The sequence below is a fragment of the Candidatus Stygibacter australis genome (assembly GCA_030765845.1).
Classification (GTDB): Bacteria; Cloacimonadota; Cloacimonadia; order Cloacimonadales; family TCS61; genus Stygibacter; species Stygibacter australis.
Window position 1 is genome coordinate 1 of record JAVCDJ010000040.1, and the last position, 14,894, is coordinate 14,894.

Sequence of the window (14,894 nt, forward strand, 5' to 3'; positions counted from 1 at the left end):
AAATATCAGCATTGATAAAATTAATACTGAACGGTTTAGAAGATTTTTTGACCAGGAGAATATCTCGAAAGACGCTGAGGATGCAGGAAGTTATTATCTTGATCTGCTTTGCAAATATCATCTTTTTTATCCATCAGCAGAAGAAATCTACGAATACTTGACAAAAAGATATAAGGTAGCATTAATCACTAATGGATTGAAGGATGCTCAGGAAAGGCGAATTCTTGATACTTTTCTGCATCAGGATATTTCACCCTTATATATTGGTGAAGTGATTGGATATCATAAACCTGACCCAGAAGTAGTAAATTATATAATGAACAGAGAAAAATGGGATGATAAAGAGCAGGTAATGATCATTGGAGACAGTTTGAGCTCAGATATTCAATGTGCGCAGAATGCTGGGATTTCCAGTATCTGGTGCAATTTTACGGGTGAGAATCAGGGTGCGTTCAGACCGGATTTTACTGTCTATGATCTGATTGAAATAAAAAATATATTATAGGAGATAAAATGAAAGTACTGTGTAAATTATTTTTCTTGATTTTCATAATGATCAATATAAATAGCTGCACAAAAAAGGGAGAACTGGGAACAGAATCTAATCCCATCAAGATGTATTTTGTACCATCTATGGAAGCAGGAAAGGTTGTGACCAGTGGAAATGCTATTGCTGCCGAGCTGGAGAAACTCACAGGTTATAAATATAAAGTTGCAGTACCCACAAATTATGCCGCAGTAATTGAAGCAATGGGAACTGATCAAGCAGATATTGGCTGGCTTCCCACCTTTGCCTATGTTCTTGCAAATCAGAAGTATCAGGCTCAAGTTGCTCTCACCACCGTGCGAAATGGACTTGAAAAATATCGAGGACAGTTAGTGGCAAGAGCCGATAGCGGGATAAAGAGCCTGCAGGATATAAATGGCAAAACTGTCGCCTATACTGATGCTTCATCTACTTCCGGTTATATCTACCCCTCAGCATTATTAAAAATGAATGATATAGAGCCGGATAAATATTATTTTGCTGGTGGGCATCCCCAGACAATACTGGCTGTTTATCAAGGCAGAGTTGATGTAGGATGTTCATACTGGTCTCCACCGCAAAATAATGTACCTCAGGATGCCAGGAAAGCTGTGCTGGAAACTTACCCTGACATTATGGAAATAGTAATCCCAATAGCTTTCACTGACTGGATACCTAATGATACTGTTACCTTCCGTAAAGGGATCGACGAAGAAATGAAAACGCGTATCGTGGATGCTCTACTGGAATTTGCCAATTCCGAGCAGGGTCATGCAGTATTATATGAACTTTATTCAGTAGATAATTTCGTAAAATCAAATGATAGTGATTATGACGTTGTTCGCCAGTCTCTTGAGACTCTGGGATTTGGTGCTGAGGAATTTGTGAAATAATGGCAGAAATTTTACGAACCAAAGGCTTAACAAAGACTTACCCTGGCGGTGTTCAGGCAATAAAAAATTTAGATATTACAGTAAATCGAGGAGAATTTCTGGTACTACTTGGTTTAAGCGGTTCGGGGAAATCAACCTTGTTACGATGTCTGAATAGACTCATTGAACCAACTTCTGGAGAAGTCTATTTTGATCAGCAAAAAATTACTGATCTGCAGGGTATAGACCTTCGCAGAACCCGACGCAAGTTTGGCATGATCTACCAGCAATTCAATCTAATCGGCAATCTTTCAGTATTAGTAAACGTGATCTCCGGTAATCTTGGCAGAATGAGTTTCTGGCAGAGCCTGTACCCTCTTGGAAATGTTGAACTTGTATCTCGAGCCAAAGAAAATATTGCCAAAGTTGGACTCACTAATTTCACCCGGACAAGAGTTAAAAACCTAAGTGGTGGACAGCAGCAAAGGGTAGCAATTGCCAGAGCCTTGATGCAGCAACCGGAAGTTATACTTGCTGACGAGCCAGTAGCGAGTCTTGATCCCGCCACAGCCGACAGCGTTATGCAATATCTTGGTAAGTTGAATCAAGAAGAAGGGATCACAATAATTTGCTCATTGCATTTTTTAAGCCTGGCTCGCAAATATGGCAGCAGAGTAATGGCTCTCAAAGACGGTAAACTGGTATTTTCAGGTTCACCGCAAGAGATTGATGAAGCTAGATTTCATGATATTTATGGTCAAGATGCCCAGGAAGTGGAGATACGATGAAGAGAGCTTCTGCAATAATATTTGATTTTATTTTTTTTGCATATCTCACTGGATGTATAATTTTCTTGATCAATCAAATTTTCTCCTGGAATACATTTACAATACCGGGATTGATCTTAACTACATTATTAATTGTATTATTAACTGTGTTCTTTCAGTTATTAAATGACTCCATAGGTTTGCGGATAACAGAATTTAAAACTTTACTCGTGAGGAGATTTTTCCGCACTTTCAGCGGCTGGTTTATAATATTTTTATTAATTATTACACTTGTCGTTGGCTGGATAATAGTTGAGGTAAATATTTCTGATTTCCTTATGGGTATGAATAACACCAAAGGAATCCTAAGCGGATTGTTTTCACCGAACCTTAAAAATCTGCTGCCTATGCTCAGTGCACTTGCAGAAACTATCTATCTGGCACTGCTGGCAACAGTATTTGCAATTCCCTTTGCATTTTTATTCAGTTTCCTGGCTGCCCGTAACCTGATGCCAAACACCTTCTGGGGCAACCTGGTTTATATCGCAGTACGCACCTTGGCTACTTTCTCACGCTCTGTGGAAGCAGTTGTCTGGGCAATCATTTTTTGTGTCTGGGTGGGAATTGGTCCTTTTGCCGGGATGCTTGCTCTATTAGTTCACTCCATTGCCGCCCTCACAAAATTGTATTCCGAACAGATAGAGAACATCAATCAGGGACCTGTGGAAGCCATCAGGGGAACCGGTGCATCAACCCTGCAGACATGGTTATACGCTGTCATTCCTCAAATAGTCTCTCCATATCTTGCTTTCACAATCTACAGGTGGGATATCAATGTCCGAATGGCAACTATTGTAGGTTTTGTTGGTGGTGGTGGAATTGGTTTGGCTTTACAACAGGAGCAGCAATTTTTAAGATGGCACAATGTAGGATTGATTATCTGGTTAATAGCAATAGTTATCTGGATAATGGATATGATCAGTGGTAAGATAAGAGCCAGATTAATGGAGTTATAATGGATTTCGGAGCTGTAATTTTTGATTTAGACGGAACCTTAATAGATTCCATGGGTATCTGGCGGGATGTAGATATGGAATATCTGGAAAAACGTGGTATAGAACCAACTCCTGATCTTTTTGCTGACGTCCCTGAAGGCAATAGTTTCAGTGAATATGCTCATTACGTAAAAAACAGATTTAGCCTTCCTGACAGCATCGAAACAATCTGTGCTGAATGGACAACTATGGTGAAAGATCATTATGAGCACCATATCGGTTTACGACCAGGTGTTTTGGAATTACTTAAATATCTAATAAGTAGAAACATTTTGATGGCAGTAGGAACCAGCAACTCGATGGAACTAACAAAATCTGTATTAAAAAATAATCAGGTTTATGATTACTTTAAGATTGTTATATCCGGTGACACGCACCTGCGGGGTAAACCCTTTCCTGATATATTTTGCGAAGCTGCCAAAGAGTTGGGCTTTTCTCCCAGTGAAGTGATAGTTATTGAAGATACCCTGGTGGGAGTGATGTCTGCCAAAGCAGCCGGAATGAAAGTGATAGCCATAAAAGATGCTGATTCTATTAAGGACTGGCAAAAAATAAAGCATGAAGCAGATCATGTAGTAAATAATTTTACGGAAATCCTGTTATATTTACAAGGAAGCGAGAGGTGAGTATGATGAAAAAAAGTACAATTTTCTTTATTGTCCTGATTCTTATTACTGGCGTGTGCCAGGGAATGTCTTTGCATAAACCGGTTCCACCGGAAATCAGATACCAGAAATGGAAAAATGACTTTGAAAATGCGGGTAGAGACAGCGTAACGGTTAGCTTTCGGATTCAATCTGAAGCCAGAAAAATTCTCAAAAAAAGTGAAGAACCAGATGAAAGATATTATGCCATTCTGGGCTTACAACTGGCAGAAGCTGATACCAGTGAAACCAATCCACTTATGCAGGAGATAATCAGGAATTTTCCGGCATCCAAAGCCTGCTTTGAGTTTGCCCAGACAGAGTTTTACGATCTTATCTATCCCGTCTGGAACGATGATCATGAAAAGATCATTATCATAGAAGAATTGCTGCTGAAATATCCTTCTACTCCCTGGAGAAGAACAATGTATCAATATCTCTGCTATTCTCTGGCAAATGTGGGAGATTCCGAGATGCTTAAGCAATATCTGCAGGACTGGCGTGAAGCTTTCCCCTGGGATTACCTGCCCTGGTATGTTTCTGCTGCTAATTATCAATTGATGGAAGAAGAATCAGCTTCCTCACTGCAATTTGCCCAAAAGGCATATCAGCTAAGCCTTTCAGCTATTAAACCGCAATTCTTCCCCGAACAGGAATGGCTGCTCGAAAAAAGATCAGCTAAAATCCTCGCTGCCTACTCTCTGAGTAATATTTATATAGAATACCAAAACTACACTATTGCAGATTCCATATTAACTGATGCAATTGAGAATAACCAGCTCGGTATTGATGATGAAACTACCACTTGCAGGCTTCATTATGCTCTGGCTAAGTCGTATGCTGACCGAAACCTGAATGACAAGGCTGTAATTCAATGCTGTGAAGCTCTTAATGAGGGTGACAGCAGAAACAGGTACTCACCCATGGCAGATAGTCTTCTATTAAACCTTACCGAAAATAAATCTACTTTGCAAACAAGCAGAAAACAAACCCAATACCAGGATGTTACATTTACTGATGCCACTGCAAAAATGGGATTAGAGAATGTTAGTGGAAACCGCATTGCCTGGGGTGACTTTAATAATGACGGCTGGGAAGATTTTCTTTTAAGCGGCAGCAGACTTTTCCAGAACCAGAAAGGCAAAAAATTCATCGATGTAACTAAGGACGTATTTGCTGAGAAAGTTACTTTTGGTGGAGCTCTCTGGGGTGATGTGGATAATGATGGTGATCTGGATATCATCACCAAAGATCCTGAGAATATCTGGATCAATACTGATCAGCATTTTTACCGTTTTCAACGTCCTTCAGATTTCGTTGATAATGAAGTATCTTCCGAAGGTATGGCTGTTGCTGATCTCAATCAGGATGGATACCTTGATATATATTTGGCGAATTATGAAGGTAATAACGAATTTTTCACTGACCAGCTATTCTACGGGTTCGGAAATGGCAGTTTCAATGAGACCACTTATAAAGCAGGAGCCATCGCAGCAAAAGATAAAGCCCTGGCAGGCAGGGGAGTAAATATTGGAGATTTCAATAATGATCGTCTTCCTGATATTTTTGTCAGTAACTATCGCTTGAATCCTAATCTGATGTTCGTTAATCAGGGAAATGGTACTTTCAAGGAAAAAGCTGAATATTTAGGTATTGCCGGTGAAGAAATTGAAGACTGGTGGGGTCATACGATCGGCAGCGAATGGGGTGATATAGATAATGACGGTGATTTTGATCTGATCACCTGCAACCTGGCCCATCCTCGTTATATTGACTTCTCTAATAAAACTAAGCTCTATATCAATAGTGGTTATCCGGATTTTACTTTCCAGGATATCAGGGCTGATGCCGGGATCAGATATGAAGAAACTAACTCAGAGCCTGCCTTTGGTGATCTGGATAATGACGGATACCTTGACCTTTATATCACTGACGTATATGAAGGACGTCGTTCATTTCTTTATATGAGTAATGGTGATTATACTTTCCGCGATGTAACCTGGTTTTCAGGTACCCGCCACTTTAATGGCTGGGGAGTTGCATATTGTGATTATGACAAAGATGGCGATCTTGATATGCTGGTTGCTGGCGGAAATATCCAGCTATTTCGTAATGATACTAAAAATGAAAATAACTGGCTGCAGATTGGAATACAGCCGGAACGTGGTAAAAATATTATCGGAACACGCATTACCATATCTGGACGTGATCTGATCCTTACTCGTGAAATCCAGGGTGGTAAAGGTACCACGAATCAACATTCCTTAATCCAGCACTTTGGCTTGGGTAACCGGAAATCTGGTTTAACTCTCACAGTAGAATTCCCCTCAGGAAGGATCATGGAGACTATTATTAAAGATATTAACTGCCGATATACTATTAAAGAGGGTAAATGAAGTATAAAATAAAAAGCAAAAAACTATTAATTGATGAGTATTTTAAAGTAGAGAAAGTAAATGTTGAATTTGATCAGCATTACTCTGATCAACAGGTAGAAGTGCAAAGATTTAACCTGATCAGAGGTTATGCTGTTGCTCCTCTTATATATCATCGTGAAAAAAAAGCATTTATTATGGTGAGACAGTTTCGCTATTCAACCGCAGAAGCCGGTCATCCCTGGCTGATGGAAATCCCTGCAGGTCTGGTGGAAAAGGACGAAGACCCAATGGTAGCAGTCAAGCGAGAAACCATTGAGGAAACGGGTTATAAAGTAGATCAATTTGAAGAGATCTCCCGCTTCTTTGTAGCTCCCGGCTGCACTGATGAACAGATCATATTATATTACGCAGAAGTTACTGAATCAGATAGAATTTCAGCAGGTGGTGGCGTTCCTGAAGAGAATGAGGACATTAAACTTATTTTCATGCCTGTAGAAGATATCCGGTCATCTATTGATCAGGGTAAAATCCTGGATGCCAAAGCTATTATCGCCTTCTACTGGTTTCTGCAACATAAAATGTAAAGTTACCCTGACTCCCCTATTTTAGATATATAAGTCCTATTCTTCCTATAAGACCTATACCTTTCATATGGTTTTAATCTTCCTGAGGGTTGGCGAGGGAAAGTGAGTCTATAACTCTTCCGAGTTTTAGACTAAAAACAGCTGCCGTGACGAAGGTGAAGGCTGCGAGTATGAATACTGCCTGATAGTTGAAAACTTTCATAACAATGAAGCCTATAAGAGGTCCAAAGATCGCCCTTACTCCTGTGAGAGTAACATGAACACTCTGGAACATGGGTGCTTCCTCGGGACCTGCAAAATAGATGGAACCAATATTCCATGATACATAAATACCTGCCATGGCAATTCCATTGAAGAGAAAAGCAAACATTACCAGATATGGTGCATATATCCAGGAAGTATAAAAACTGGTAACGAAAAGTGCCAGAGGATATAGTGCCAGAGCAAAATAAGAAATACCGGCAAATTTACCGGGATTGATCAGATCAGAAAGCTTACCGGCAAGTGGTGCCAGAAAGAGAATTCCTAACTTGGCGATCACACTTTTAGAAATGAACATCTGCGAATAATTCATGCCCACAGCATCAACCATAAATTTGGGGATAACCGGCAATATCATCATAAAGGCAAGCCCATAAATAAAATAATTGATCTCAAAACGTCGGAAAAGAGGATTATCTTTTAGTACTTCGATGCTGCGGCGAATGGGACCTAAGAGGAATTCATTTAAATTAATTGGTTTTAGATTAGCAGGAACCTGTTTGGTGATCTTAGTCTGAGCAAAGAACAGAGATGAGAGTAAGCCAAAAATACCAATAAGAGCAAAAATATGCCGAAACCAGTCTTCATTAATATCCAGAAGATAACCCGCCAGCCAGGCGAAAACTACCACAACAGCATTCTCAACGCTGGCAGCAATGCCAAAAAGCCTGCCTCGATTTTTCAGTCCAAATCCATAACGGTAGAGTGTACTTTGAGCTGGACTTTGCATGGAATTGAAACCAAAAAATATCAGCATGATCAAAAGGTAGCTCCACCAGTTATGCACCCAGAACATAAAAATGAGAACCAGTCTGCCGCAGAATCCCATAATATAATAATATCGAGAGATACTTGCTGAGCGTTCCATCAGCTTCCCCCACCAGATAGAGAGCAGATTGGAAAGTGGCCAGATCATCACCAGCAAAGTAACCTGCCAGTCAGCAGCATTAAGAGCTTTTTTTGCTACAATCTCCTGAAACTGGTAGGAAGCACTCACAAACCCACGAAAGAAAACAGCGAGCAGGATCATTGTGAAAGCATAACGCTCCTGTTGCGTTAATTTCATCAGCATTCCTTGGCATTACTTGGGGAATTCCCCTTTAACCAGTGGTAAATTACGGATAAATTTGTAAAGCGATTTGTTGAAGCTGTTGTTAGGTAAAATAGTTTACATCATGTACAAATAATTTACAGTGTCTAAAGCAATTTAAATTGGATAGAAATCAAAAACAATTGTTATGTATCATAAGAAAGTGATTAATAAATATATTAAAATGGAATAGATTATGCTTATTTTTTAGTTATACTAAATTAATGAAATGTGAATAGATTCTGTATATAGAGAAAGGAGTTCAAAATGAAACTATATATCTTAATTATCGTGTTATTTGTAAGCTCATTATTATTTGCCCAGATTAGATGGGTTGAAGATTGTCAATTAACTGAAAGTCGTTATGAATTCTGGCGTGACAGCGTGAATGGAACTGAGGTAAGTTATTATTGCTGGGCAGAGGAATGTGATACTGGCTATCAAATCAAAGTTCAAGGAGTAGATATCAATCAGGAATACGTCTGGTCTGAGCCGGTTATACAAAATGCTGGACCAGAATTTCCAGATGAAGCCATACTCACTTTGGATAATGCAGACAATATCTATCTCTACTGGTATGATAATGCCCATCCTGACAGTTTGATCAGTAAATATGTGCAGAAGATATCAAACACAGGAGAACTAATGTGGGGAGATGCTGGTCAACAAATAGATCTTGACTCATATAATAATGTAGATATCCTCAGTGATAATGCAGGCGGATTATATATTCAGCTACATTCAAAATTCTGGCATATTGATGAGACAGGAACAATAATTGCAGACTGGGAAGATGGTCTTGAACTGGGTCAACACATGGGGTTTGCCAGTGTAGTAACCGACAGTGGTAGTCTGGCAATATTAAAAAAAGTAGATGATGTTGAGCTACCGGGCAGATATTTTCAAATAGTAGATGGAGATGGAATTGAACTTTATCCAGGAGATGGACTGTATTGTGGAGAATATTCATACGGTTATGCTGATCTTTTCGGAATAGACGATGAATTTATGTTAGCCTGGGTAAACAACGATACGATATTCTGCAATAAATTATTAAGTAATGGAGAATTTCTTTATTCCGAGCCACAGATACTGGGAGAAGCCGGAGATGGAGAACATTACTACGATATACTGAATCAGGGGGAATACTATTATTTATGCCTTAATAATGACGATCAGAATACAATCCGAGTGGACAAATATGATGATACCTGGCAATTATCAGCGACCGGCAGTGAATTGACTTACATTTATAATATGCGATATGTGCAGGTAAAACCAGATGGCAATATTCTACTTCTGGTACTTGATCCGGAATATCTGGAAAATCTGATCTTAGTTGAATATAATGAATCAGGAGAGCTGATAAGTCCTGAAATTGGTTGGCTGGAAATAATGAATAATTATCAAAATTATAGTATCAGAGGAGATCAGCAGGGGAACTGCTATATAATCGACACCGTACTGGATGAGAATGATCAGGAAGGATTTTCTGTGCAGATATTAAATAATGATAGTGAATTGGTCTTTGCTGATAATGGATTATTGTTCTGTCAAAATAAGTATATCTATCCTATGGAAAGCCAGATAATTCTTTTAGAAAATAAAACAGCGATCTTCTGGATAGAAGCCACAAATTATTCTTCCCGGATAATGATCCAGTATGTAGATGATGAGGGAAACACATTATTACCTGATGATGGGTTGCAATTGCTATATAATAATGATTATCAGTCCTATTTTGAATATATTTATGGGGATGAAGTAAGCATAATGGTTAAAGAAACCGGAAGGGCTGGCTGGCTTGATGATGAATACACGCATTTTCATAATATCAAACTTGATGAAGAACCCTGGTTGGAGTGGGGAGAAACCGGACTCAACTGGGAAGGAGCAGAAATTTCAGGAGATTTGCACGCGTTAAGGCATAATGAAGACAGTATCCTTTTTTACTGGCAAAATCGTCATGAACAAACCAGGGCTCAATTGATAGAAGATGGAGAATTTATGCTGCCAGAGGATTATTCATTAGGAATTGATTATGGCACAATACTATCAATAACCGATAATTATTGTACATATAGTCATGGAAGTGATATCCTGCTTACCCGTTGGGATGATGATTTTGAGCCGGTGTGGGATACCCCCGTCTGGCTTACAGGTGTGGGTTATTATGATGGAGCTTCCTATGAATATATACAGGGTGAAAACCTGGTGAAATACTGGGTGAGCTATGAAGGCAGCCAGATGCAGGAATATAGCTGGAGAATAAAAAAGCAGATCATCAGCAGTGATGGTGAAAAACTTCTGGGTGTTTATGCTCCTATGATGCTTGATAATGGAGATGTTAAGATCAGGGATTTTTTCCAGGTAGAAGAACCTGAGCAGATCGGTGTAGTTTGCGGGAATGAATATGAATTACTTTTGAAATACATGTCAATGTCTGGTGAACTTATCAGTGATGAATATATTACTTTTGATGAACTTGAAGGTAGAGCGTTTACGGATATTTATACTCAGCAATCAATGTTGTTTATTAAAACTCAGTTCAATGAAGACCGCTCTACTATGTCAGGAATATGTGTATATGATTTAGAAGGTAATAGCATTGATGGCTTGCCAGGGGCTGAATTTGGGATTCCCTCAGAATACTTTTTTGACCTGCGCAGTGATGATAACGGGATTTATTATTGCTGGAGAACCCTGCATCTGCAGGAGGAATATTATATCCAAGATGGTGGCTATGACGCCTATGCTCAGATGATCAACTTACCAAACAATGGGAACACTAATGAACAATTGCCGTCAGTAAACTCAGGACTGATAATCTACCCTAATCCCTTTAACCCTGAAGTGAATATCTGTTGGCAGCTTACTGAGATAAATGATGAGAGCAGCCTCAGTATCTTTAATATAAAAGGTCAGAAAGTACGGGAATATAATGTAAACACTAAAGCCGGTCAGATAACCTGGGATGGTAAAGATGCAAGCCAGCAGCAATGCGCCAGTGGAATATATCTGCTGAGATTGCAGAGTGGCAAAGAGAAACAGGTAGCTAAAATCCTGATGATGAAATAATAGAATAATTTTATTTAAGGGAGTAAACAATGATGATCAAATATTTCTTGATAATTATGCTTATATCTCTGTATAGCCTTTGTCTGGGGCAAATTCAATTCGATTATCAATTTTCTATTCCAAGAATTATAAATGGAGCTCGATTAACTGATCTCTGGCTGACAGATTATGATGAGAATGGTATTGATGAAATCTGTACAACTTATTATGATTATGATGATTTAGATAACTGGTGTTTAGTGGAATACAATCAGGAGGGGGATAGCACATCAGTATTATGGCGACCATCTTTGGAGTCACAGCAGTTTAGAAGATGTTTCACATTCAAATCAGAGAATACCGTTTATCGGATAGAATTTTATGATCTATACATTGATGAAATACTTTATTGCCTGATGGATATCTATGATAATGAAACCAATACTTTAATAGATACTGAGCAAAGGGAGATAGGGTGGTCACTTTACAGTTATTATGGCTATTATATCTCCACAAGCTATCTCAGGATGTCAAGCATCGATGATGAGGACTATCTCTACCATGGTTTAATCGTCGGTTATGGTTTTGATGCTGAATCAAGTTCAAATTCAATAATGCTTAAGTATTCCTTTGAGGATGGATCAATAAATTTGATAGAGGAAGTAGATCGCTGTGGATATAAACTTTTTGAACCTGAAGGTTATGATTTTCTGATAGCCTTCGGGACAAGAAGTGGATTCTCATTTCCAGACTACTTATGGTATGGCTATTCAATCAAGACAGTATCCCCGGATGATCCTGTAATTGTGGAAGATGTTTTATCTATATCTGCATACGAATGCTTCCTTCTAAAATATTTAACAGAGAATGATAATAATTATCAGGATTATGGTTTGATAACCTGGGAAACTCTAAATTATTTCATGACCTGCTATTCTCCTGCTCTAAGTGACACTACCTGGCAGATTTGTGATGTTGATCTAATTGGCAGCCTGATAAAGGCATCAACCTGCGTCAGTACAAACCAAGGAGATCATTTTATTCTTTATTTTTATGAGGATATGAATGGGCAGAATATATTTGATGTTAGGAATAGGATCACTGGTAATCTGGCATTAAGAGGAGAAACAGAGATTATGCCAAATGAAATACTAAAGAAATCAAATGATGAACTGCTCTTTCTGGTAAAAAATGACTCTTTATTTAGTTTTTATACCCTGAGTGAAGAAATTCAAGTCGATATTCATCAGGAAGAAATAACGAAAAATAGCTTTAACCTGACAAATTATCCCAATCCCTGTAATCCAGAAACAACGATATCATTTGATCTCAGCGAACCTGCAATAGTGGAATTGAGTATATATAATACGAAAGGGCAAAAGATCAAAACTCTCATAAATAGCCAATTCACTGCCGGAAAGCATACATTGATCTGGGATGGATGTGATGCAAACCAGCAGCAATGCGCCAGCGGAATTTATCTCCTGAGATTGCAGAATGGCAAAAAGACACAGGCGGCTAAAATCCTGCTGATGAAATAGTAAACACTGTTTATTGGAGATATTAAAAGATAATGTTAGATTAGAAATAATCAGGCACGCTCGACGTGAATTTCTGGAAAAAGGATTCCGCAAGACGAGTTTACGAACAATTGCCGGCAAAGCAGGTATGACCACCGGCAATATTTAACGCAATTGGAATGTACTAATTGTAATGAAACCAGTAATTTTTTTGTGTATTTAATACTTTACGGGTTTTAAAAATATAATTTGAAATAATCGGTCAGACTAGCTCTGAAGAACTTCATAGGATAGGTACCACATATGGAAACCCGAGGACATACATTCTACCTTTTTGTAACGTTTGTATTGCAGATAAATGAATTTATTTCAGGGCTTACTTAAAGATTTATCAAAGAAAGGTAAAATATTTAAATGGAAGAGAATATTCAATAGGTCTATATTGCAAATAATAATTGCAATTGCTACCTATATATGCGTTGCAGAAAGTGCCCTATAGCATTATTGATAATTATAGATTTAATTCTTTTAGTAACTTTATTACGAGAATTTATAGAACCATGGGAACCAAATAAGAATATCATAAGTTATCTGATAAAAAAGCATTCTTATTATCTATTGTGGGAGGAATAAAAAAACAAAGTAATCCTTATTGGAGATCAAAGTTAAGACTATTCTTTAAAAAAGGAACTAGGAGAAGAATTGATTGCTGGGGTTGTGTTATCTGAGAATGAAATATCAAAAGCAATTGAACTCAGACTCATAGCACATAATGATATTATAATATTAGGCAATAATTTATATGATAAAATAAATAGAGGATTTCTATCTGAATTATTACATTTTGAACCTGAGAAATTACGGGAAGATATTTATAATTATTCAAATACTAAACTTTATATAGTAAGAATGTATAATAAGGTCAATACAAATATCCCTACATTTATTTCTAATGATCCTTGGGAAAGATATAAACTAGGGTTAGATAATCAACCTAAAGAAAAGTTAGATATATTTGTATCTATATGTAAAGGACAAAGTAATTTTTTAGGTGACTTTATGTAAAAAACAATCTCAACCTTTCTTATGATCTTAAACAAATGAAGCAGGTTTTCTTATATGCGATTTTGTGATGATAGCAGAGAACTTTGCGAAAGTTGTTTTATTACCGATAGATTTACTAAATCAACATAATCATTAACAAGGATTTAGAATAATTTCAAAAAATATCATTTTTGTGAAAAGCTACGTGATTATTTTGTAAATATAGCCTTGAATATTGTTTAAAATAGCAATATTAATCAGAAAGTTTACGTATTACCTCAACGGTTCTGATCAGTTATGTGAAACAAGAAGGGGCAAATTGATATTTTCCCTGAAAGGGATAAATCAATTATAAAAATTAAACAGTCTCATTAACTCCGTGGGGGTACCTGCCATTTTTTTTATTGACAATAATTTTGAAGTAATTTTAATAAGATTGAAATTATTAATGAATTGTATATTTATAAAATATTGTATATAAGTCTCAATTTAGAGACCAGATTAAGAGTATGGAGGACAAATGAAAAGAAACCGATTTTTGTATCTTCTTTTAGGAGTGTTAATGATTTTACTGATGTTGACATCATGCTCCTATAATGCCCGTGTATTGGAATCAGCTTATATGAAACTTCCAGAGAATGTTGAGCCATTTAATCAGAAAATATTTATTGATAAATTTAGAGGAGGGAGAAAACCATTGAGCGATGCAGAGAAGATGTGGGCAGTAGATTCAAGTATTGATTTAATGATGGCAAGAATCAGTTTAATTCGCTCAATCAATGCTACTAGATTATTTGAGATAGCGGATATAGGGGACTGTGATTACAAATTAACAGCCAATGTGATCACAAATGAGTGGCAGGGTGCTTTCAATGTAAACTCGATATTCAAAGTGCAATACCAACTCATTGATAATAAGACAGACGGGGTCGTTTGGGAAGAAATAATAATTACAAAAGACAAGAAAACAACTGAAGATGCTTTTGTTGGAGCAAATCGTATGCAATTGCTTTTTGAAGCGACTTATAAGAAAAACAATCAACAGGTTATTGAGAAATTAGCCGGTTTAAATTTACCAAAGGAGTGAGGTATGAAA

At 37.5% G+C, this 14,894-nt stretch carries 13 protein-coding genes; 12 read left to right on the forward strand and 1 reads right to left on the reverse strand.

Going from position 1 to position 14,894, the window contains the following annotated elements; all coding sequences use genetic code 11:
• The 7 genes from RAO94_02375 to RAO94_02405 all read left to right on the forward strand — a co-directional run.
• A partial coding sequence (locus tag RAO94_02375; GenBank protein MDP8321178.1) for an HAD-IA family hydrolase occupies positions 1-505 on the forward strand: 505 nt, incomplete at its 5' end.
• A gap of 8 nt (positions 506-513) precedes the next feature.
• On the forward strand, positions 514-1,419 hold the full coding sequence (locus RAO94_02380; GenBank protein MDP8321179.1) for a phosphate/phosphite/phosphonate ABC transporter substrate-binding protein: 906 nt from the start codon (positions 514-516) through the stop codon (positions 1,417-1,419).
• Positions 1,419-2,186: a phosphonate ABC transporter ATP-binding protein gene (phnC, locus tag RAO94_02385; protein ID MDP8321180.1), complete on the forward strand. Its 768-nt coding sequence runs from the start codon at positions 1,419-1,421 to the stop codon at positions 2,184-2,186. Before RAO94_02380 ends, phnC begins: the two co-directional genes overlap by 1 nt.
• Positions 2,183-3,181, forward strand: coding sequence for a phosphonate ABC transporter, permease protein PhnE (phnE, locus tag RAO94_02390; GenBank protein MDP8321181.1), 999 nt, complete (start codon positions 2,183-2,185; stop codon positions 3,179-3,181). Before phnC ends, phnE begins: the two co-directional genes overlap by 4 nt.
• Positions 3,181-3,846 carry an HAD family phosphatase gene (locus tag RAO94_02395; protein MDP8321182.1) on the forward strand — a complete coding sequence of 222 codons (666 nt, stop codon included), beginning with the start codon at positions 3,181-3,183 and terminating at the stop codon, positions 3,844-3,846. The genes phnE and RAO94_02395 overlap by 1 nt, the downstream gene beginning before the upstream one ends.
• A 2-nt stretch (positions 3,847-3,848) precedes the next feature.
• Complete coding sequence (locus RAO94_02400; GenBank protein MDP8321183.1) at positions 3,849-6,260, forward strand: CRTAC1 family protein; 2,412 nt, start codon at positions 3,849-3,851, stop codon at positions 6,258-6,260.
• Positions 6,257-6,826 carry an NUDIX hydrolase gene (locus tag RAO94_02405; protein MDP8321184.1) on the forward strand — a complete coding sequence of 190 codons (570 nt, stop codon included), beginning with the start codon at positions 6,257-6,259 and terminating at the stop codon, positions 6,824-6,826. The genes RAO94_02400 and RAO94_02405 overlap by 4 nt, the downstream gene beginning before the upstream one ends.
• A 73-nt stretch (positions 6,827-6,899) precedes the next feature.
• On the opposite strand, the gene RAO94_02410 is transcribed toward RAO94_02405, so the two are convergent.
• Positions 6,900-8,153 carry an MFS transporter gene (locus RAO94_02410; GenBank protein ID MDP8321185.1) on the reverse strand — a complete coding sequence of 418 codons (1,254 nt, stop codon included), beginning with the start codon at positions 8,151-8,153 and terminating at the stop codon, positions 6,900-6,902.
• 291 nt (positions 8,154-8,444) lie between these two features.
• Between RAO94_02410 and RAO94_02415 the strand changes: the two genes are divergently transcribed.
• The 5 genes from RAO94_02415 (at position 8,445) to RAO94_02435 (ending at position 14,885) form a co-directional block, all read left to right on the forward strand.
• Complete coding sequence (locus RAO94_02415; GenBank protein ID MDP8321186.1) at positions 8,445-11,255, forward strand: T9SS type A sorting domain-containing protein; 2,811 nt, start codon at positions 8,445-8,447, stop codon at positions 11,253-11,255.
• Positions 11,256-11,284: 29 nt separating this feature from the next.
• A complete protein-coding gene (locus tag RAO94_02420; GenBank protein MDP8321187.1) occupies positions 11,285-12,775 on the forward strand; it encodes a T9SS type A sorting domain-containing protein in 1,491 nt (496 codons plus the stop codon).
• Between the two features lie 13 nt (positions 12,776-12,788).
• Positions 12,789-12,923: a TetR family transcriptional regulator gene (locus RAO94_02425; GenBank protein MDP8321188.1), complete on the forward strand. Its 135-nt coding sequence runs from the start codon at positions 12,789-12,791 to the stop codon at positions 12,921-12,923.
• Between the two features lie 533 nt (positions 12,924-13,456).
• Positions 13,457-13,819, forward strand: coding sequence for a hypothetical protein (locus RAO94_02430; protein ID MDP8321189.1), 363 nt, complete (start codon positions 13,457-13,459; stop codon positions 13,817-13,819).
• A 499-nt stretch (positions 13,820-14,318) separates the two neighbouring features.
• Complete coding sequence (locus RAO94_02435; GenBank protein MDP8321190.1) at positions 14,319-14,885, forward strand: hypothetical protein; 567 nt, start codon at positions 14,319-14,321, stop codon at positions 14,883-14,885.
• Positions 14,886-14,894: the final 9 nt, after the last annotated feature.